This is a genomic window from uncultured Chitinophaga sp. (assembly GCF_902168175.1).
Lineage (GTDB): Bacteria > Bacteroidota > Bacteroidia > Chitinophagales > Chitinophagaceae > Chitinophaga.
The window spans coordinates 169,904-192,218 of sequence record NZ_CABHOU010000025.1; the positions used below are offsets into that span (position 1 = coordinate 169,904).

Below are 22,315 nucleotides of genomic sequence, written 5' to 3' on the forward strand. Positions count from 1 at the left end.
TTTCTTTTTAGTTGATGATGGTGCCATTTAATTGCCGGAGGGCCAGTACGGCCTGGTTGTGTTGCAGCAGAGCGTCCAGGTAATTACGTTCGATAGTTACAGACTGCTGCAGGTGCTGCCAGAACTGCATATAACCTATTTCTCCCTCGCGGTAGGCCAGTTGGGCCTGTGCGATCATTAACCTCGCCTGGGGCAATGCGGCTTTATCGTAGTAACTAAGCTGCCGTTGTTGCTTAAGCAACGTTTCATAGTCCTGTTGCCATTGTACAGCGAGCTGCGTTTGTAATTGCACCGATCGCTGGACTTCTGCCTGTTGGTATATGGCTGCGGCTTTGCTACGGGCGGCGTAAGGCTTCCACCACAACGGAACGCTGAGGCCAAATTGTACACCCTGAAAACGGCGCCCGCCATCGTAGTATTGATCTACCCCATCGGTGTTCTGGTAACCGATAAGCGACTGGTTAAAGTAACCAAGTGTAATGTCTGGCAGCACTTTCGTTTTCTCCGCTCTCAGCCCTGCTGCTGCAATTTTTACCTGCTGTTGTTGCCATAACATTTGCGGATTATTTAAGAGACTATCATCGCTATTTTGCCAGTTAAGGGCAGTAAACGTGGTATCTGCGATCACAAATTTGTCCTTTTCCTGTAAAAGGCCGGCCAGTTGCCGGTACCATACCAGCTTCTCTGCTTCCAGGTTCTGCAGGGCATTACGGCTTTCCATACGCTGGGTTTCGGCAGTAAGTGATTCCAGTTTGGCCGATTCGCCTGTTTTTACTTTTAACGCGGCAATAGTTACGAACTGCTGGTAAAGGCTATCCTGGAAAAACAGCAGGCGTTGCTGTGCATGCAGGTATTGCAGTTGCAGGTAAGCCTTCTTTACCTCGTAGGCCAGTGCTGTTTTCGTGAGTTGCAGCGCGTCCTGCTCTCCCTTTATCCTTTCTTTATTATAGCGATTGTTTGCGCCAATAGTGGAGGGAAAAGGAATAGTTTGGGAGATAGAAAAAAGCTGATCTTGTTTGATACTGTTGTTCTGCCCTATCTGCGCGTTCAGTTCTGTTTTAGAGAAATCGGCCACTGCACCTTTCAGTACTTCTTCTCTCTTTACAGCCAGCTCGCGGGCTTTAACGCCGGGGTGTTGTTGCAGGGCCTTATCTACGGCCTGTTGCAGACTAACACGTTGCTGCGAGGCGGCAGGTAAAGCTGCGCCCAAAATAAGTAAGAGGATAAGTGTGGCCGCTGGTTTGAACTTCGGCGGTTTCATGCCCTTTTCGAAATAGATGTATAATACGGGCAACACGAGCAATGTGAGCATTGTGGCCGATACCAGACCGCCAATTACTACCGTGGCCAACGGCCGTTGCACTTCTGCACCGGAACCATTGGAAAGCGCCATCGGCAAAAAGCCCAGGGAGGCTACGGTTGCTGTCATGATCACGGGTCTTAAACGTACAGCGGTACCCAACAGTACGCGGGTATATACATCTTCCATCCCTTCCTTTTTTAACCGGTTAAACTCTGTGATCAGTACAATCCCGTTTAATACCGCCACACCGAATAAGGCAATGAAACCTACGCCGGCAGACACGCTGAAAGGCATATCCCGTAACCATAGCGCAATAATGCCGCCTATGGCCGAAAGCGGGATGGCCGTAAATATGAGAACACCATATTTCACGGAATGGAAAGTGAAATAGAGTAAGGCGAATATCATGAGCAGTGACAACGGAACGGCGATACCCAAACGGCTTTTCGCTGCTTCCAGGTTTTCGAAGGCACCACCGTAGGTAATGTTGTAACCCGGCGGCAACTTCATCTGCTTCCCTATTTTCTGCTGTAACTCTTCTACGATCGACGATACATCACGCCCGCGTACGTTAAATGCTACAATGATGCGGCGGCGCGCATTGTCGCGTTGTATCTGGTTAGGCCCTAAACGCACTTCCACGTTCGCCACTTCGGTAAGCGGCACCTGGAAACCGTTTTTGGTGGAGATCATTACGTTCTCCACATCGGTAATGTCCTGGCGGTTTTGTTGCTGAAAACGTAAGGCCAGATCGTATTTACGTTCGCCTTCATATACCCGGCCCGCTACTTCGCCCGCAAATGCCGTTCGTAAAGTCTGGTTTACATCTGCAATACTCAGCCCGTACTTTGCAATGGCAGCGCGGTTATAACGTACCATGATCTGCGGAAGTCCGGTTACTTTTTCTACGTAAATGTCCTTCGCGCCTTCTACTTTACCTGCAATGGCCGATAGCTTAGCGGCTTGTTCAGAAAGGGTTTCCAGGTCTTCTCCATATATCTTTAACACCACGTCCTGCTTAGCCCCCGTCATCAATTCGTTAAAACGCATCTGGATAGGCTGCTGAAAACCGAAGTCCACACCGGGGATAGCGGCCAGTTGCTGGCGCATCTTTTCTGCCAGTTCATCTTTATTATCAGCAGTTACCCATTCATCGCGGTGTTTGAGAATGATCATCAGGTCGCAGGCTTCTACTGGCATAGGGTCTGTAGGTATTTCAGAGGAACCTATCTTACCAACCACCTGTTCTACTTCCGGAAAATCGCGTAACAAGATATCAGCAGCCTGCTGTGTTACTTTCACGGTTTGTGTGAGTGAGGTACCTGTACGCAAACGTACTTCCACCGCAAAGTCGCCCTCATCCAGCGATGGTATGAACTCACCGCCCAGTCTTGTAAATAACATCAGGCTTAAAGCGAATAATGTTAATACCGTCCACAATACTGCTCTCCTGTAACGTAACACAAAATGCAGCATCGGATCGTACGCACGGCGGATGCCATGGATGATCTTATCTGAAATACCATGTCCCGCTTTGATCTTACGGTTCAGGAACCAGGCGCTCATCATGGGTACGTAGGTGAGCGACAGGATAAAAGCACCTAAGATGGCGAATACGACGGTTTGCGCCATGGGTTTAAACATCTTACCTTCTATACCAGTGAGGGCCAGCAGTGGCAGGTAAACGATCAGGATGATGATTTGCCCGAACGCGGCAGCGCTCATGATCCGCGAAGCCGACAGGCCGGCCACTTTGTCCATCTCCTTCTTATCCAGTGTTTGCCCCGCATGGTTTTCGGCCAGGTAGAACAAGGTTGATTCTACGATGATCACGGCACCGTCTACTATCAATCCAAAGTCGATAGCACCGAGGCTCATCAGGTTGCCCGATACGCCAAAGAGGTTCATCAGACAAACGGCGAACAACATGGATAGTGGAATAACGGAGGCTACGATGATACCCGCACGCACATTCCCCAGCAATACGACCAGCACGAAAATCACGATGAGCGCGCCTTCCAGCAGGTTATGCGTTACCGTATCGATGGCGTTATTCACCAGCTTGGTCCTGTCGAGGAAAGGCGCTATTTCCAGGCCTTCGGGCAGCGTGGCGCTGATCTTTTCGATCTTATCTTTTACACTGGCGATAACGCGGCTGGAGTTTTCGCCTTTGAGCATCAGCACAATAGCGCCTACCACTTCTTTATGCTGATTATAAGTAAGCGCTCCGTAACGGATGGCATGCCCGATCTGCACCGTAGCAATATCCCTGATCAACACCGGCGCTCCGCCTGTATTGTTCTTCACCACTACGTTCTCGATATCTTCTATACTTTCCACCAAACCCTCCGCCCTTATATAATACGCTGCAGGCTGGCGTTCGATATAGGCACCACCGGTGTTTTCGTTATTACGGTGCAGGGCGTCAAATACATCGTTCACGCCAATGTTCATACTCCTCAGCTTATCCGGATCGATCGCTACTTCGTACTGCTTCAGGAAGCCGCCGAAGCTGCTCACGTCGGCCACACCGGGTGTGCCCAGCAGTTGCCGGCGCACGATCCAGTCCTGGATACTGCGCAGTTCAGTGGCATCATATTTATCTTCAAAGCCCTTTTTAGGGCGTATCATATACTGGTAAATTTCACCAAGCCCGGTAGTCATCGGCATCATTTCGGGGGCACCCATGCCCTCCGGTATTTCTTCCCGGGCAATGGAAATACGCTCCTGCACCTGCTGGCGGGCCAGGTATTGGTCTACATCATCGTCAAATACCACGGTAAGCACCGAAAGGCCGAAACGCGATACGGAACGGATGTCTACAATACCCGGGATAGTGGCCATGGCCTGCTCTACAGGATAGGTAATAAATTGTTCTATTTCCTGGGCGGCCAGCGAAGGCGACACGGTAACCACCTGCACCTGGTTATTGGTAATATCCGGCACGGCGTCGATGGGTAGACGGGTGAGGGAGTATACACCACAGACCACCAGGACCAATGTAAATATGGCAACGATCAGTTTCTGCCTGATCGAAAAAGCAATAATCTTCTGTAACATGTATGAAATACAACGATAAATAATAACAGTCTGCCCGTATTACAGGCACTGTTTTTTACAACGCATTAATTACATGTTAACAGCGGGGTGGCTGGAAAATATTGATGAGGATATCGCGGGAGAAGAAGTGGCCCGTACGCGGCCCCTTGGTGGTTTCGGTTACCGTAAAGTGTTCGTTAAGGCTAAAAGATGCCACCGGCTCAAACTTGTGGCTGGCAAACATCGCATAACAATCGTCGTAATGGAAAGGCAGGTCCTCATGATCGTTATGGTATTTAGTCATGTGCTGCGCGTCGCAATAATGAAGATTGAAGAAGGAGAAAATGCTGATATCCGGGTTCTCCCGCTGGTGAAACTGGTAATGTTTCACTAGCGCCGACATCTTTCCCAGCTCCGGCATAATTACGTTACCGGTGCTGAAATGAAGGGAAAGCAGTATGACAAGCCATTGTTTCACTGGCAGCAAAAGTAATAAAAAAGGTTGAAGGCCGATGTTTAACCCTGGGTTAAATTACACTTCGTTATCAGTGAGTTAAGGCCTGATAGTTGCTGCATACCGGTCATGGGTAATTACCGCGCAGCCTTACTGCACATAAGGCTCAGCAGTGCTCGCCGCTCATCACATTAGTGATTTGAAGATAAACGCTTATGCAGTAGTATAAATTCTTATCTTTGTGGCTTGAAGTTTTTGGCATCATATTTTCTTAATATCTGAAACTTAAAAAAGGCCTGATTTCATGCTTAACCTTAAACCTGCGGAAACATTGATGTATAGCACTTTACATACGACAACGGGGCTGCAAGAAAAACCAAGTCTGAACAAAAAGCATCACATGAAATTAATTCGAATTGTGCTGCCATTACTGCTGCTTATCATTTCGCAGGCGGTTATGGCGCAAGATCCGGAGATTAAACCTCCGGTAATTAAAGCGACGCCGGATACAACTATCAAGAAGATCCTGGAAGAATTACAGAAGGTGACCGATAGCGACAAACAAAACTCCAGCACCATCCAGGTACTGATGCAGAGCCGTGAGATCGATAACCAGACGAAATACCAACTGATCAGGGACAATATTGTCAATGCCAGCGAAACGTATTATTTCCTCAATAAAAAGATCATCGACTTAAAATCACGTACCACTAGTAATAACCTGGACGTGTTCATTACCTCGCTCAACAACCCGGAGAGCAAGGAACTCGGCTTTTCACTCAGCGACCGCATCGTGGAACTGGTAGAAAAGATCATCCTGAAAGGCAAGTCCGATAAGAGCGACCGTAGCGGCAAACTCATCGAATCGACTAAATCTATCATCAACAGCCCGATCTTTAAAAGCCTTACTTCTCTTACTCCTCCCCTGGCGATTGCCAACTCGGTAATGACCTTCCTGCACAGCGTAAGCCAGAGCAATAAGGCTATTAACCAGAAGTCACTGCAGGATTTCGAGAAGGAACTGAATAAATACGTGATTTACTACACCGCCCTCAACGACGCGAACCAGAAGTTCGAGTTTGGCCTCAATTTTAATAAAGACCAGCTTTCCCTGTTGCAGGATAATATGTACGATCACCTCCTGTTTACCGTTACGGCGCTTAAAATGCCGCCTCCGAACAGGGGTAACAAAACCATCGCGGAAACACTCAACGACTTCTTCTTCGACTTTAAGAAAGACAAGGTGATCGATTATTTTAACAAACTGGAAGAAAAGTATACGTCTAAAGGAAAGCTCAACTACGAGAAATTGCTGCAGGAAAATGCGAACCTGAAAGAGGCGAACAATCAGCTGGAAGACCTGGTACTGCAAACCAAACGTTTCGAGAATCTTTATAACGAGTACTTTACCCTGCTGGACAGCTACCACACTAAGGTAAATGCCTCCCTAAAACTGGCGCAGGATAATGGCCTGGCGGAGAAAGGCATCATCGAGGTGAAACAGAATGAGTTCCGTGGTCTGAAAAACGAAGCTGTTAATGAAATACAGGCTTCCATCAACATCCGCGAACTATACACCAATGTAGAGAAAATCAAATACCGTTACAGGATATTCTAAACGGTTGACATATAAACTATTAAGGCCCCGGATAACGTCCGGGGCTTTTTTATGCCCATTTGTTAAAGTATTATAGCTTATTCGGTGGTTATAGATTTCATCAATATCTTTGTTGTTACCATGACAACTGTACAACTTGAATATATAGTCGCTGTAGACACCTACCGTAGCTTCGTGGCCGCCGCTGATAAGTGTTTTGTAACGCAACCCACCCTCAGCATGCAGATCCAGAAGCTGGAGGATGAGCTGGGCATTAAACTGTTTGACCGCAGTAAACTGCCGGTAGTACCTACGGAAATAGGTACGGCTGTTATTTCCCAGGCACGCACTATATTGAAGGAAAACTCCCGTATCAGGGAAATCATTTCCGATCAGAAAAAAGAGATACAGGGTGTGCTGAAAGTAGGTATTATACCTACCCTGGCCCCCTACCTGCTGCCCAGGGTGCTTACCGCCTTTATGAAGAAGTACCCCAGGGTAAAGCTGGAAATATGGGAGTATCCTACCGAGCAAATCATACAACTGTTAAAGCAGGAGCAATTAGACTGCGGACTACTGGCAACTCCCCTACACAACCAGCACCTCGAGGAGCATCCGCTGTTCTACGAGAACTTCGTGGTGTTTACGGCTAAGAACAATAAACTTTCTGAGAAGAAGGTAGTGAGCGCCGAAGAACTGGATATTAAGGAGGTGTGGCTGCTGAATGAGGGCCATTGTATGCGCAACCAGGTACTCAACATCTGTCGCGATAAATTTACCATGGGCGAGTTCCGTAACCTGGAATACAATACAGGCAGCGTGGAAACATTAAAGAAGATGGTGGAACTGAACGAAGGTTACACCATTCTGCCCGAGCTTTCTTTACAGGAGCTGTCGGCCCGGCAAATGAACATGGTGCGCTTTTTTAAGGCACCGGAGCCGGTGAGGGAGATCAGCCTCGTTACCCACCGCTACTTCATCAAGCAGGCCGTAATTGAGGCGTTTAAGAAGGAAATACTGGCCAGCGTGCCGGATAAGATGAAGGTAAAGAAGAGCAAGAAGATAGTAGATATTATTATGGAGAAGTAGCGATATTCCAACCTATAATGAAAAAGGGAACAGCCGTGAAAGCTGTTCCCTTTTTCTATTTAAACTTAAAAAAATGCTTAGTTAGCCACAGATGTAGCTGGTTTCAGTTTAGGGTAAGAAATACCGATAAGGTCATTCATTACATTCACTGCTTCGTCCAGGTAAACGTCCTTTGTTCTGATACGCAACCAGTCTTTGTTACGGGCCATTTTGGCGGAGTCGCCGGCCAGCCTGTCCAGATCCGTTTTAAGGCTGTGGATGTTAAGCTCTTTCGATTTCTCGTTAGCAGCATCGTATTTCTTCAGCGCGGCGGCATTTGCTTTTTGTTCAGCTTTGTAAGTCTGGAGGTTCAGGGAGTAATCCTTCTGCAAGTCCAGTTTCTTCAGCGTTGACACATTTTCTTTGATCATTTTGAAAGCTTCATTGCCAGCTATACGTGCTTCGCTTTTCTTTTTCAGCGCCTGCACATCTACAGGGTCGGCCCAGGTAGTGTAAGTAGCTTTAGGCACTTCGTCCCATTTCAGCGCGTCCTTATCTTTCCTTTCGCCTACTTCATAGTAAGGATCGGGGAGCTGGATATCGGCCTCCACGCCTTTGAGCTGGGTAGAACCACCGTTGATGCGGTAGAACTTCTGTACGGTCAGTTTCAAACCGCCCAGGCTGCCCAGTGCATCTGTTTTCACAAAACCGTCGAGTTCCAGCAACCTTTGTACCGTGCCTTTACCGAAGGAAGTGCTGCCGATGATTACCGCGCGTTTGTAGTCCTGCATGGCTGCTGCCATAATTTCGGAAGCAGATGCGCTGTACTCGTTCACCATAATGGCCAGGGGGCCATCATAATGTACGCTTTTATCCCTGTCGCTCTGCACCTGTACGCGGCCGCCACGGGAGCGAACCTGTACCATCGGACCGTCTGGTACGAAAAGACCGGCCATTTCCACTACGTCCGGCAGCGAGCCACCGGGGTTAAAGCGAAGGTCGAGTATGATACCTTCTACATTTTCCGCTTTCAGCTTTTTGATTTCTTTAGCCACGTCTTTAGCGCAGGAAGCACCATCGCGGTCGTTGAAGTCGGCGTAGAAGTCGGGAAGGTAGATGTACCCAATTTTATGGTCGCCATTGATAATGGCAGATCTGGCGAAAGTTTCGTCGAGGATGATCTCATCGCGCACGATGGCTACGTCTTTAATCGTACCATCAGTACTTTTAACGGTGAGGCGAACTTCGGTACCCTGTGCGCCACGGATCAGTTTCACCGCGTCTTCCACAGCGTAACCGGTAATGTCCACGGGTTCTTTTTCCGCCTGGGCCACTTTCACGATCACGTCACCTGCTTTCAGTTTACCCTGTTTCCAGCTTGGGCTACCGGTAACGATGCTGGTGATCTTGATCCTGCCGTCTTCTTCCAGCAACTGGGCGCCAATACCGTAGAACTTGCCGGCCATCATTTCCTGGAAATATCTTTTATCCGCAGGCGGCATGTAGTCGGTATGCGGGTCCATGGTGGTGGTGATCGCATTTACATACATGGCGAAACGGTCGTCGTCATTATCTTTTTTGCTTTGCAGGCGTTCGAAGTAGCGGTCGTACATTTTTTTCACTTTTGCACGTGCTTCTTCTTCCATCGCTGTTTCCGTTTTCACTTTGTAATCAGCTTTGCCTTTCTCTTTGTCCTGCAGTTCCTGCAGGTCGATGAGTTTTTCCATGGTGCGGTACTTCAGCACCTTACGCCATGCTTCTTTACGGGCCGCTTCGTCCTTAGGGAACTCCAACGCATCCACATCCAGCACTACTTTCTCATTCTTCGAAAAATCGAAAGGCTGTTGCAGTAAAGCCGGGTAAATAGCTGCCGCTTCTGCTACCCTTTTCTTCACAACTTCTGTAGTAGCCGTGAACAGGTCCAGCGATGCACCGTTCATCAGTTCATCGTCTACATGGTTTTCCAGGGTCTTCAGTTTGGCCACGTCGCCTGCCAACAGGAATTTCTTCTCCGGGTCAAGGCTTTTGATGTATTTATCAAATACTTCTTTGGAAAATGCATCATTAATTTCTTTAGGCTGGTAATGCCCTTCTTTCAGTATTTGCCCTACCAGCGACATTACCGCTTCGTAACGGCCGGGGGGATCACCTGCACTGCCATACCTGGCAAACGCAAACACACCGGCGGAAACAATGATCAGTAACACCGGGATTATCACTTTCAGTTTCATTCTCATATCATCCAGATTGAACGTTCTCAAATATAGGCCAAAACGTATGCCCGATACGGACTGGCACGGCGTTTTAACAAAAAATTACGCAGTATTCGCATCAATTTAACGATTTTATACAACATTTTGCGCGCCTGCCAGTCCTGGTTAACACTATATAACGCAAAAAAGTTGCCCTCTTTTATAAGGGCCGTTAAATTGACTATAATTGTCAGGCTTTAACCAGTTTATACACCGCTCCTTTAGGGTTTGCACCGGCCGGAATGCTCACCAGCACGTACAATTCCCCCGCTTCGTCCTGCCCCCAGCTGAGTATCTGCATATTGGCAGGTTTACCCACCAGTTCCAACTCCTGACCTGTCCATTTGGCACCCGCGGGTACCAAAGTCCACGATTTACCATTGTAGTCGCCGAAAACATATTGACCACGCAGCGCCGGTATAGCATTACCGCGGTATACATACCCACCGGTGATGCTTATACCCTGGTCGTGATCATATTCGTGGATGGGCTCGATAAGTTTGGTCTTATCTCCTTCCGATTCCCTGAAGCCGTGATAGCCTTCCATAATACGCCAGCCGTAGTTACCGCCTTTCGTAATGATGTCCACTTCTTCATATTTGTTTTGCCCTACATCACCTGCAAAGAGGCGTTTAGTGCCTTTGTCGAAAGACATCCGCCAGGCGTTACGCAGGCCGTAAGCCCATATTTCAGGCTTTATGCCCGGTTTATTAACGAAGGGATTGTCTTTAGGTACGCTATACGGAGTCCCGTTCACGTCTATACGCAGAATTTTACCCAGCCAGGTATCCATGTTCTGACCGTTACCGGTAGCACCGTGCCTGTCGCCTGCGCCACCGCCATCGCCGAGAGAGATGTAGAGGTAGTTGTCAGGACCGAAAGCAAGGTCGCCACCATTGTGGTTCGACTCCGGCTGTTCGATTTCCATTACCGTTCTTTTCGAGTCCTTATCCGCCAGGTCAGGATTGGCGGACGACACCTTATATTCCGCTACCAGGCTTTTATGATTGCTGCCTTTAGTTGATGATGGAACGCTATAATACAGGTAGAACTTGCCGTTTGATTTAAACCTGGGATGAAAGGCAATACCGAGCAGTCCGCGTTCGTCGTAGCCCGGGTTGATCTTTACCATTTCCGCGCTCACGTCGAGGAAAGGCTGGGGCTGCAGTTTACCGTTCCGGATAATCCATACGCGGCCTTCCTTCTGGCAAACGAACTGGCGGTTGCTGCCATCGCCGGGTACAGCCATGGCAACAGGCGAAAGGACCTGGTCGGTAACGAGCTGCAGTTTTACTTTTTGCGGCGGGGCCGGGGTATTAGAGGTGGCGTGTAATACCTGTGAGGGTAACAATGCAGCCAGTGCGAGCAATCGCAATAATTTCATGGTCGATAGTTATATGCTATAAAAATAGAGATTGCGGGTATATGGTGTGCAAGTATTTGACGAAAGGTAATTTTAAGCAGCTGACATGTTGAGTTTCTACTTCTTTTTTTTGAATGTTAATAAGTTTTTTTTCACCTGTAACCCTTTATCAGAAAGCGTTTGAAAAATGGTGCATGTATACACCTGACGCGAAAAACAGGAGTATCAAAAGGTGAATGTTGGAATCATTTTATGCTTTAACTTCGAAAAAAATAGCGAAAAAGGTATGATTCTATTCAACTATCATCGCCTGATTTTGCAAGAGCACAAAGTGAGCGAATCGCTCTCAAACCTTTTGCAGATCTACAGTTTGTTCAAAACCCGTTGGTTAGTCAGGAGGATCAACGAAAAGTTAACCCAACAACTGAAAAACTTTGAGGCGATACACCAGTTTCTTCTACTCAATCAGCCACATTTGAAAAACCAAAGGTTATTTCCGCACATGCAGATTTGCAATGCCGTGCATAAAACACTTTATCCTATGTGGGGCAAAGCAGAGCGGGCGCTTGAGAAAGCCGACGATCCTGAATTACGAAAGATTTTTGAGTTGCTACAACAGCTTATCAATGTCGTACACGACATCATTATTGTGTTGAGGCGTAACACCCGAAAATTCCGTCGCGCACCACGGTCGGAAGAAGCCAGAGCGGCTGTCCTAAGTTCTAACAAAGCCCTAGGAAGAATTTTATCTACATATGAAAGTAAGCCAACGTGATGTTTTTTTGTTACCCCATCCATTAGGAAACGAGAATGGGGAGCCGCATCCGCACATTGTACTATCCACTAACGACGCCAACCATTGTGAGGAAACCTTTATCGCAGTTATGTTCACCAGTTCTACTTTTACCGTTGATGAGTATTCATTTAAGCTGGACAACAGTATGTTTGAAAAACCACTGCAAAAAGAATATTCGCATGTCAGGATACACCTTGTGTGCCTGGCGGTTAACGAAGCAATCCTGTCACATAAGCTTAACAGGATGAAGGCCGGAGCGTTTGACAACCTGATGAAGGAAATTGGAGAGATGCTATTCGAATTCGAATTCCAACGACTCAGGCACCATCCTTAAAATTCAATTAATCTGCCGAAACGTAAACCCGGTTTAATACCGCATTGCCTATCTTTGCAGCACCATGTTCGGTGCTAAAATAAAACAGATTGGACAATACCATTAAACCAGACCCTTACGCTTCACTCCGGCTACCAGAATTCAAGTACTTCCTTGTGGTCCGCTTTGCGGTCATCTTCGCGCTGGCCATGCAATTTGCGGTAATTGAATGGAAGGTTTATGAATTGACGAACGATCCTCTTTCTCTCGGCCTTATCGGGCTGGCGGAGATCGTTCCATCATTCAGCCTGGCGCTGTTCGCCGGGCATATGGTGGATAAAAGAGAGAAGCGGGGCATACTGCTAAAATGTGTACTGGCCTACATCGTTATTGGCACTGCGCTGTTCCTGCTCACCTGGGATAAAGTGGTAGCGGGTATGGACAAGCGGCATGTCGTGAATCTGGTATATGTGATGGTGTTTTTCGGCGGTGTGGTAAGGGCCTTCGTATCACCTTCTACGTTTACCATGTTATCGCTGCTCGTGCCGCGTAACCTGTTGGCCAATGGGGCTACCTGGAGTACTTCGGCCTGGCAGATAGGCGGCATCATTGGCCCTGCGCTGGGCGGACTATGTATTCACTGGATGGGTGTACACTGGACGATGTTGCTGGTAGTGGGCATTTTCCTGCTGCCGTTGATCAGTCTACTCCAGATAAAACCCAAACCGATATTGTACAAGGAAGCGGGGGAATCGATCAAAGAGAGCCTCACGAAGGGTTTGAAGTTTGTATGGAATAAAAAGGTAATCCTGAATGCCATGTCGCTCGACCTGTTCGCGGTATTGTTTGGAGGCTCCGTAGCGATACTGGCCGTGTATGCGCAGGACATCCTGAAAGTAGGCCCACAGGGTTATGGGTTGATGCGTGCAGCCCCGGCAGTAGGCGCGTGTATTACCATGGTGATACTGGCTTACAGGCCGCTGGTTAATAAACCAGGCATCAAGTTACTGGCAGCAGTGTTTGGGTTCGGGTTAAGTATGATCGTATTCGGCCTGTCGAAGAACTTCGCGCTTTCTTTACTGGCGTTGTTCATGAGCGGCATGCTCGATGGTATCAGTGTGATTATCCGTCAAACCATCCTGCAATTGAAAACGCCGGATGATATGAGAGGCCGTGTAGCCTCGGTTAGCTCGATGTTCGTTGGTTCCAGCAATGAGCTGGGTGCCTTTGAAAGCGGAGTAGCAGCGAGGTTAATGGGTACAGTAGCATCCGTGGTGTTTGGGGGCTGCGTTACATTGGGCGTGGTAATTACAACGTACGTGATTTCACCGGCGATGCGGCAGTTGGATTTACGGGGGGATAAAAACGATTAGTGTTGAAGGCAGGTTCACTCTTCTCCCTGTCGCTTGCCTTCATCTTGCGGCGACCGGGCGTGCAGTAAATAAGAAAGGCAAAAATCCTCCGCTACCCTATCTTTTCACGCAATTTTTCCAGCACGTAATAAACGGCAGGACAAATCGTGCTGTTCAGGTAAGTAGTATTGGGTCTTTTGAAAAACTCATCGCTATCGGTGTATGGATAGTTACGGCAATCACCGGGGCGTATGTCGTAGATGCTGCACATATTGTCTTCACCCAGAAAGGTGCATGGACTGCCTTTTACCACGTAATCGCCATCCGAATCCAGGCGAAGGTACGACTCTATGAACACGGACTCCTTGAGTCCAAGTCCTTTGGAGATGCGCTTAATATCCGGCGTTTTAAAGCGGGGGCTAATTCCTTTGCAACAGCCTGCGCACTTTAGGCAATCGATTTGTTCGAAGGCTTCGTCGTGAAGGTCCGGCAACAGGCGCTCCGCTCCTTTTCCCTTTTTCAACTGCATCTTTTGCAGGAATTGTTTGTTGGCCTTCTGCTTTTCCTTCGCTTTCAGCTCCCACTTCTCCAATATGCCCGACATCTGCATCTTTTTCTGCAAAAGTAGGAAAATAAGAGGGTAGACAAGCAGTAGATCCCGGATCAGCCGGTGTTATGTCCGTCTTTTCGGCTACAGGGTGAGCATGGGGAGGCAGGGTAGCCGGGGCTGGTCGCCTTTCGGGCGCCTTCGCTCTCCCTTCGAAATCGTACTCTTCCACCACGCTATTGCCCGGCATGTCGAGCGCCGTTACTACAATGCGGCAAACAAGGGCACTTTCCACTGTCGCAGCAGCGATATATTGCCAGATGGAGGACTTGCACTTACTGGTTTTGCCGCGGTCCAGCACGATGGCAGGCCCGGTTTCGAGCAGGTTATCCGCCTGATCGTAGATCGAAATCGTCACCGCATGCACCATTACATTGTCTTTCGCCATCACTACGATAGCGCCACCAGGGTTGCCGGTGTAGCCACTGGCATCTACCTGCATAATTTCCGGGCCATGGAAATAATCCTTCACCGCCATGTTTTGCACATTGGCGCCAGCGGTGCGACGTTTATAGTACATTTCTTTCATAGCCGGGTTGGCCAATACTTCACCGGCGTAAATGTTAGCCGCGGAAAAGCGGTCCCTGGCCTTCTGCTGCGCGGGTTTACACGGACCCGGACGTTTGCTCGGCACCACCCCAATGCAGGTTTTACCGTTTCGCTGGTAAAACACGCAGATGTCACCGAACTTTCCACTGGCCCCATGCGTAATCGCATTGAACTTTTTTTGGATCATATTGCTGTTGTTTTAGATTGTTAATGAATGAGTTACCTGCCAAATGCAGGGGAGCAAAGAAGGCAAAAATCATGCCCTTTTCACCCATTTTAAACCATCGGAAACCACAGCAGGGACAGGCGTTTCGGGCAAACAGCACCCCTCAAAAGCTTACTGGAGGCCACCCATGCCCTCGGCCTGCCCTTAAACTGCCCTTCAACTGCCCTTTGCCCGGAACAATTTCGGGGGGTTGACTGTTGTTGGCATTAAGTAGCTGATAAGGATTACTACCGGTGAACGGAGCGTCGCAACGGCGGCCTTATTGCGTGTTCTGCCGCCCGTCAACTGATCAATAAACACTACTATGACAAATCGGCCCTGCGGAGAAAGGCATTTATCACCACTGTTTCCACATGGGCACGCCGCTTTTGGCCGTTGCTTAAAAAGATGATAGCTTTGCGCATTCTTTTCTAATAATACCTGCTTGTATAATGAATTTATTGGATATTCAACAAAATGAATTTGTTCACCGCCATATTGGGCCGAACGAATCAGAAACCCGTAAGATGCTTGCAACCATTGGCGAAACGGGTATAGATGAACTGGTGAACAAAACAGTACCGGCATCCATTCGTATGAACACTTTGCTGGACATACCACATGCGATGAGTGAACACGATTATCTCGTGCATCTGAAAGCGGTATCTCTAAAAAACAAGGTATTTAAAAACTATATCGGACAAGGTTATTACGATACGATTACGCCCAGCGTGATCCTGCGTAACGTGTTCGAAAACCCGGGATGGTACACGCAGTACACGCCTTACCAGGCGGAAATCTCCCAGGGCCGCCTGGAGAGCCTGCTCAACTACCAGACGATGGTGAGCGACCTTACAGCGCTGCCTATTTCTAACGCATCCCTGCTGGACGAGGCCACTGCCGCTGCTGAAGCGATGGCGATGTTCTTTAACCAGTTGAACCGCGACCATGATCACCTGGTACGCCCTAAATTCTTCGTAGATGCGAAGGTGTTGCCACAAACGATCGACGTGGTAATTACCCGCGCCGAGCCGCTGAACATCGAAGTAGTTACTGGTAACTTTACCACTGCCGCTATCGATGAATCTTACTTCGGCGCACTGTTACAATATCCTGATACAGAAGGTAACGTACACGATTACCGCACCTTTATCGATAAAGTACACGCTGCTGGCGCTTACGTAGCCATGGCTACCGACCTGCTGGCGCTTACGCTGCTGACCCCTCCGGGCGAACTGGGTGCTGATGCTGCTGTGGGTTCTGCCCAGCGCTTCGGTGTTCCTTTGGGCTTTGGCGGTCCGCACGCTGCGTTCTTTGCTACTAAAGATGAATTCAAACGTGCGATCCCGGGCCGTATCATTGGTGTGAGCATTGATGCCACCGGCGACCGTGCATTACGTATGGCACTGCAAACCCGCGAGCAGCACATCAAACGCGAAAAAGCAACGTCTAACATCTGTACCGCACAGGCACTGCTGGCTAACATGGCGGCTATGTACGCTGTGTACCACGGTCCTAAAGGCCTGCGACACATCGCTACCCGCGTTAACCTGCTCACCGCTGCTTTGGTCACTAAACTGAAAGCTGCCGGTGTTAAAGTACTGAACAACTCTTTCTTCGATACCATTAGCATTGAAGTGGCTGATGCCGCCGCGCTCCGCACTAAAGCTGAAGCTGCAGGCATCAACTTCCGTTATGGCACTGGTCATGTGGTTGGTATTTCGCTCGACGAAACTACCAGCCTGAAAGACCTGAACAATGTTCTGGAAGTATTTAACGCTGGTCATGTTGGTGTTTCTGATACCAAAAATGAAGCAGTGGTGCCGGCTGAACTGTTACGAGAGTCTTCTTACCTGCTGCACCCGGTGTTTAACACCCATCACAGCGAGTCGGAAATGATGCGTTACCTGAAGTTCCTGGAAAATAAAGACCTTTCGCTGAATACCTCGATGATCTCCCTCGGTTCCTGCACCATGAAACTGAATGCAGCTACTGAAATGATTCCTTTGAGCTGGGCACACTGGAGCAAAATGCATCCTTTCGCGCCTATCTCACAGGCAGCAGGTTACATGCAGATCGTGGAAGAACTGAGCGCCTACCTTTCTACCATCACCGGTTTCGACGCCTGCAGCCTGCAACCTAACAGTGGTGCCCAGGGCGAATACGCTGGTTTGCTCGTTATCCGCGAGTACCACGAAAGCCGTGGCGAAGGTCACCGTAACGTAATGCTCATCCCGATCTCCGCTCACGGCACCAACCCTGCGAGCGCTGTAATGGCTGGCTTTAAAGTGGTGATCGTAAAAGCACTGGACAATGGCTACATCGATGTGGCCGACCTGAAAGCGAAAGCGGCTGAACATGCAGCTAACCTGGCAGGTATTATGATCACCTACCCTTCTACCTACGGTGTGTACGAAGAGAGCGTGAAAGAAATTTGTAACGTGATCCACCAATACGGCGGACAAGTATATATGGACGGTGCGAACATGAACGCGCAGGTAGGTTTAACGGCTCCGGGCCTTATCGGCGCAGACGTTTGCCACCTGAACCTCCACAAAACATTCGCTATACCACACGGTGGTGGCGGTCCGGGTATGGGCCCCATCTGCGTAGCCAAACACCTGGCGCCGTTCCTGCCTTCTCACGTACATTTACAGGAAGGACAGAATGGTCACCAGCAGGCTAACGCCGTGTCAGCAGCGCCATTCGGCAGTGCGAGCATCCTGTTGATCTCTTACGCTTACATTCGTATGCTGGGCAACGTTGGTGTTCGTAAGGCTACTGAGTTCGCCATCCTGAACGCTAACTACATGAAAGCAAGATTGCAGAACGATTACGAAGTGTTGTACTCTGGTGTAAACGGTACCTGTGCGCACGAGTTCATCGTTGACCTGCGTCCGTTTAAAGCTACTGCGGGCATTGAGGCCGAAGATGTGGCCAAACGCCTGATGGATTACGGTTTCCACGCTCCTACCATGAGCTTCCCTGTAGCCGGCACCATCATGATCGAGCCTACAGAAAGTGAAGATAAAGATGAACTGGACCGCTTCTGCGACGCCATGCTGGCTATCCGCGAAGAGATCCGCGCCATCGAGAACGGTACTGCCGACAAAGCGAACAACGTACTGAAAAATGCACCGCATACACAGTTCGTGATCACTGCTGATGAATGGACGCGTCCTTACACCCGCCAGCAGGCAGCGTTCCCGCTGGAGTATATCAGGCATAACAAATTCTGGCCTTCTGTAAGCCGCGTAAATAATACGCATGGCGACAGGAACCTGATTTGCACCTGTGAGCCGGCGAGCGCTTATGCAGAAGCATAATTAACTTTGATTATAGTAAGAGGCCGGCGTAACAGCCGGCCTTTTTTCTTATCCAGCTCCATATATTCTGTATCCCTCATCGAAATAAGTAAACCCATCCTCCGTTTATAGACAGCAATACCCGTGATGTTACTAATGCGTATCATGGTAATGAAAACCCTTCATCCTCGAAAACTTATCAACTATACTGTTTTAACATTCCTTTAAACTAAAAAACCAGGATTATTACGAAATGTTCGTAATTTAGCACCCTAACCACTTTTAGCATGATGTTGCGTTACCTATTCCTTGCCGTTATGACCCTGCTTTCGAGCATCCATGGCTTGGCCCAATCAAAGATCAACTGGACGGGAAAAGTAGTTGATTCTACCACGAAAGAAATACTGGAACTTGCCACTGTAGCGGTAAATGATAGTAAAGACAGCTCAATGGTCACTTATACGTTGACTGATAATAAAGGGCATTTTAAACTTGAATCACTGCCGGTGGGTAAAACACTGGTGCTGTTGATATCCTACACAGGGTATAAGCAGTACAGGCGGGTGATAAAGGTTGAACCCGGCGAAAACAAAGACCTGGGTACTTTCATACTGTCTCCGAGTTCGCGGTCTTTAAATGAGGTAGTAGTTGAGGGCGAAAAGCCTCCTATCGCCTTTAAGAATGACACCCTGGAGTTCAACGCATCTTCCTTTAAAACCAAACCCAATGCGGTAGTAGAAGACCTGCTGAAGAAACTGCCCGGTGTAGACGTAGACCAGGATGGAAAAATAACGGTGAACGGCAAACCGGTATCGAGGGTACTGGTAGATGGTAAAGAGTTTTTCGGGAATGATCCTAAGATCGCTACCAAGAACCTGCCTAAAGAGATCGTGGATAAAATACAGGTGGTAGATACTAAAACCAAGGTGCAGGAACTCTTAGGGCAGAAGACAGATGGAGAAGATAAAACTATCAACATCACTTTAAAAGAAGATAAGAAGAACGGACTGTTCGGCCGTATTACCGGCGGCATAGGCACCCAGCATCGATATGATGCAAGCGCGATGGTGAATATGTTCAACAAGAAAAGACAGTTTAGCGTATTGGGCGCCGTTAATAACCTGAACAACACTGGTTTTTCGATGGATGATATGATGGGCGTTCAGAACGGTGGCGGCAACCGTGGTGTTGCGGTTTCTGTATCTGGCGGTAACATGAGTATTTCAGCGAATGGCATAACGCTTGGCGGTATAGGCGGCGAAGGTATCCGTCGCATTGCCACAGGAGGTATCAACTATAATGAAGATTTCTCCCAAAAGCTCAAAATGAACGGCAGCTACTTTTATAACTATGCCGATACCCGCACCGAAAGTTCGATCCGCCGCGAAAACATCAACCTGGATACTTCTACTTTTTATAATGAACGCAGATCGGGCGTAGGTACTTCGGAAAATAACCGCCTGGACATGAACCTGACTTACTCGATCGATTCCACTACCACACTGATCGTACAGCCTAACCTGTCGAACACGCAAAGCACCAACTTTGCACGCAGCATAGCCAGCACCACGAACGAAGACGGATCACTGATCAACTCTTCCAACACGGTTAACCGCTCTGAAAGCAACAACCTGAACTTCAGGAACAATATGAGCCTGGTAAAACAGCTGAACAAAAAAGGGCGTAGTCTTTCCTTAGAATTTAACAACAACTATGGCAAAAATACTTCAGATGGATATGTGGAAGCAGAGAACCATTATGTCATCGGCGGGCAGGACTCAATGACCCTGATTAACCAGTACACCCGCAGTATTGGCGACAACCAGGGCTACGGTGGTAGTATTACTTATATAGAGCCATTGAACAAAGTGCTGCGGCTCGAATTAAGGTACGGCGTAAACTACTCCCTTAACAACACCGAGCGCCGCACGTATAATTATGATCCTTCGAAAGGGTATGACGACCTCGATTCTTTGTACAGCAACAAGTTTCGTTCTACTACCCTGCAACAAACACCGCAGGTAACATTAAACCTGCAGGGCAAAAAATTCAGTGGTACGATCGGCGGCGGCATGCAGTTCAATACGCTTAAGAACTATTCTTACTTCCTGGATGATTCCATCACGCTGCGGCAGCAGTCGTTTGTCCCTAATACGCGGATTACCTATGCCTTCAGCAACTTTACACGCATTGGCTTAAATTATAGTCTTTATACGCAACAACCCACCATCGACCAGTTGCAGCCCGTGCAGGATAATACCAACACCTTGTTCCAGCGGCTGGGTAATCCGGACCTTAAAAGCGCCTTCCGCCATAACATCGGTTTTAACTTTAATACCGGTACCCCTAAAGGGTTCTTTATGGGACTGAACGGTAGCTTCTCCCCGGTTACCAATAACATTACCAACGAAACTTATTTTGATGAAAAAGGCGTGCAGATATCACGGCCGATAAACGTGGGCGGGAATTACGGAAGTAACATATTCATGTACTCTTCTTTCTCTAAGAAAACAAAAGACTGGAATCATCGCATAAACCTCAACGGTGGTGTTTCGATGAATAAATCCATCAGTTATACGACCAAGTCTAACAAAGAGCGGCTGGAGAACGAAACCTACAATTACAGCGTTGCTCCATCACTGAACTATAATATTACCTTTAAGGAACTGTTCGATATTTCGCCGGGTTACCGTATTAACTACCGGAAAAACACCAGCACCCTTAATGCGATGGGTAATACCGATTTCGTATCCCATACCGCGAGCTTCAGCAATGCGTTGTATTGGCCTAAGAACTTCGTGTGGGAAAACGATATCAACTACACCTATAACAGTAATATGTCGCCCGGTTACCGGAAAGATTTCACACTCTGGAACATGTCTGTTTCCAGGATGATGCTGAAAAACAACCGCGGCACCATCAAACTAAGTGTATACGACCTGCTGAACCAGAACACGTCTGTGCGCAGGAACGTATCGCAATACAGCATTGAAGACACGCAAACGATGATCGTACAGCAGTACTTCATGCTCAGTTTTACCTACAACATCAGCAGCTTCGGCGGGGGCACGGCACCTGCACGTAAAGCGGGCGGGCCAAGGATGATGAGGTTCTAAAAGATCTTTTAAACAATAACGCCGCCCCATTAACCGGAGCGGCGTTATTGCTTTAGAAATAGCGTTCTATCAATACCTGCCGGTGGTGCAATGCGTGACCGGCGGTAATAAATCCAAGACTGTTAACCGTTATAGGGCTGTTGCTCGCTGTGCCTGTACGCTGCAGTTCTGTTTCGTTCAGCGACTTAAACAGGTATTCGGTGGATGAGCGAACGGCCTTGAACTCAGCGATCATATCTATCCAATCCAACCCATCTACTCGGGCCTGTTCGGCATAATCGTTCTCTTCAAACGAAGCCAATGGCGTTTTATCTGCCCGCGCAATACGTAACGCCCGGTAAGCAAAAATGCGTTCGGCATCTGTGATATGCTGTAACACCTGCTTCACCGTCCACTTACCCGGGGCATAAGCATAATCGAGTTTATCAGCCGGTATTTGCTCAAAGAACGACACTATTTCAGGGGTGTTGGCGAGTATGGCGCTAAGGGCATCGTTCTGGGGCACCAGTTTAATGTAAGTGCCATAAAAGGGATTATAGTCACTGGTTGCTGGTTTTGGCATAACATTCAATTTTTTACAAAATTACACGTTTAAAGTTCGTAACCGGTATCTTTGATGTAACTGAAAATTGATATGGACCTTATTACCGCAGACATTACACTTCTCATTCCTTTCTTTCTGCACCTGGTGATATTTATACTGCTGCGCAAAAAGAGGCGGTTTATGTCGGAGGCGTTCGTACTCTCACTGCTTATCTACTGGATATTTTTCACCATCGTATTATGGCCCAGCCTGCCCGCTTTTATGGCCGTTATGTTTTTAGTGATGGGTGTGCCCATGCTGGCGCTGATGGCGCACCTGGTATACCTGATGCTGGCTGCCATCGTGTATGCCGTGGGTAAAAAAACAAATTAATATTCGCCCGCTGTCCCGTTCATACCTGCTGCGGGATGATCGCAGCATTGATCAACAGGTTAAAACGCAACTGACCCGTT

15 protein-coding genes are annotated in these 22,315 nt (G+C 48.3%); 8 read left to right on the forward strand and 7 right to left on the reverse strand.

The genetic code is table 11. From position 1 onward, the window contains the following. Window positions 1-7 precede the first annotated feature (7 nt). Together QZT80_RS04115 and QZT80_RS04120 are read right to left on the reverse strand one after the other, a co-directional pair. Complete coding sequence (locus QZT80_RS04115) at window positions 8-4,363, reverse strand: CusA/CzcA family heavy metal efflux RND transporter (RefSeq protein WP_295118068.1); 4,356 nt, start codon at window positions 4,361-4,363, stop codon at window positions 8-10. Window positions 4,364-4,439: 76 nt separating this feature from the next. Continuing rightward, window positions 4,440-4,820, reverse strand: a complete 381-nt coding sequence (locus QZT80_RS04120) for a hypothetical protein (protein WP_295118070.1) — start codon at window positions 4,818-4,820, stop codon at window positions 4,440-4,442. Window positions 4,821-5,196: 376 nt separating this feature from the next. Here QZT80_RS04120 and QZT80_RS04125 point away from each other — a divergent pair, with 376 nt between their 5' ends. Continuing rightward, complete coding sequence (locus QZT80_RS04125; RefSeq protein ID WP_295118073.1) at window positions 5,197-6,414, forward strand: hypothetical protein; 1,218 nt, start codon at window positions 5,197-5,199, stop codon at window positions 6,412-6,414. A gap of 120 nt (window positions 6,415-6,534) precedes the next feature. Continuing rightward, window positions 6,535-7,482: a hydrogen peroxide-inducible genes activator gene (locus QZT80_RS04130; RefSeq protein WP_295118076.1), complete on the forward strand. Its 948-nt coding sequence runs from the start codon at window positions 6,535-6,537 to the stop codon at window positions 7,480-7,482. Between the two features lie 77 nt (window positions 7,483-7,559). Here the strand turns inward: QZT80_RS04130 and QZT80_RS04135 are convergent, their stop codons facing one another. Together QZT80_RS04135 and QZT80_RS04140 are read right to left on the reverse strand one after the other, a co-directional pair. Continuing rightward, window positions 7,560-9,698 carry a carboxy terminal-processing peptidase gene (locus tag QZT80_RS04135; RefSeq protein ID WP_295118079.1) on the reverse strand — a complete coding sequence of 713 codons (2,139 nt, stop codon included), beginning with the start codon at window positions 9,696-9,698 and terminating at the stop codon, window positions 7,560-7,562. A gap of 205 nt (window positions 9,699-9,903) precedes the next feature. Next, window positions 9,904-11,097 (reverse strand): PQQ-dependent sugar dehydrogenase, encoded by a 1,194-nt coding sequence (locus QZT80_RS04140; RefSeq protein ID WP_295118082.1) that lies wholly within the window; start codon window positions 11,095-11,097, stop codon window positions 9,904-9,906. Window positions 11,098-11,308: 211 nt separating this feature from the next. Between QZT80_RS04140 and QZT80_RS04145 the strand changes: the two genes are divergently transcribed. From QZT80_RS04145 to QZT80_RS04155, 3 genes are all read left to right on the forward strand, one after another. Further along, a complete protein-coding gene (locus QZT80_RS04145) occupies window positions 11,309-11,851 on the forward strand; it encodes a hypothetical protein (protein ID WP_295118085.1) in 543 nt (180 codons plus the stop codon). Continuing rightward, the gene (locus tag QZT80_RS04150; protein ID WP_295118088.1) at window positions 11,832-12,206 is read left to right on the forward strand and encodes a type II toxin-antitoxin system PemK/MazF family toxin; all 375 of its coding nucleotides are present in this window, start codon (window positions 11,832-11,834) and stop codon (window positions 12,204-12,206) included. The genes QZT80_RS04145 and QZT80_RS04150 overlap by 20 nt, the downstream gene beginning before the upstream one ends. 89 nt (window positions 12,207-12,295) lie before the next feature. After that, entirely contained in the window at window positions 12,296-13,558 is a 1,263-nt protein-coding gene (locus tag QZT80_RS04155) for an MFS transporter (protein WP_295118091.1), read from the forward strand. 91 nt (window positions 13,559-13,649) lie between these two features. Here the strand turns inward: QZT80_RS04155 and QZT80_RS04160 are convergent, their stop codons facing one another. Both QZT80_RS04160 and QZT80_RS04165 read right to left on the reverse strand, forming a co-directional pair. Beyond that, window positions 13,650-14,066 (reverse strand): YkgJ family cysteine cluster protein, encoded by a 417-nt coding sequence (locus tag QZT80_RS04160; protein ID WP_295118093.1) that lies wholly within the window; start codon window positions 14,064-14,066, stop codon window positions 13,650-13,652. Continuing rightward, the gene (locus QZT80_RS04165) at window positions 13,957-14,880 is read right to left on the reverse strand and encodes a hypothetical protein (RefSeq protein ID WP_295118095.1); all 924 of its coding nucleotides are present in this window, start codon (window positions 14,878-14,880) and stop codon (window positions 13,957-13,959) included. Before QZT80_RS04165 ends, QZT80_RS04160 begins: the two co-directional genes overlap by 110 nt. 470 nt (window positions 14,881-15,350) lie before the next feature. On the opposite strand from QZT80_RS04165, the gene gcvP reads away from it, so the two are divergent. After that, window positions 15,351-18,224, forward strand: coding sequence for an aminomethyl-transferring glycine dehydrogenase (gene gcvP, locus QZT80_RS04170; protein ID WP_295118097.1), 2,874 nt, complete (start codon window positions 15,351-15,353; stop codon window positions 18,222-18,224). Between the two features lie 266 nt (window positions 18,225-18,490). Beyond that, on the forward strand, window positions 18,491-21,319 hold the full coding sequence (locus QZT80_RS04175; RefSeq protein ID WP_295118099.1) for a TonB-dependent receptor: 2,829 nt from the start codon (window positions 18,491-18,493) through the stop codon (window positions 21,317-21,319). Between the two features lie 52 nt (window positions 21,320-21,371). Here the strand turns inward: QZT80_RS04175 and QZT80_RS04180 are convergent, their stop codons facing one another. Continuing rightward, a complete protein-coding gene (locus QZT80_RS04180) occupies window positions 21,372-21,881 on the reverse strand; it encodes a DinB family protein (RefSeq protein ID WP_295118102.1) in 510 nt (169 codons plus the stop codon). Window positions 21,882-21,953: 72 nt separating this feature from the next. Between QZT80_RS04180 and QZT80_RS04185 the strand changes: the two genes are divergently transcribed. Beyond that, complete coding sequence (locus tag QZT80_RS04185) at window positions 21,954-22,235, forward strand: hypothetical protein (protein WP_295118105.1); 282 nt, start codon at window positions 21,954-21,956, stop codon at window positions 22,233-22,235. Window positions 22,236-22,315: the final 80 nt, after the last annotated feature.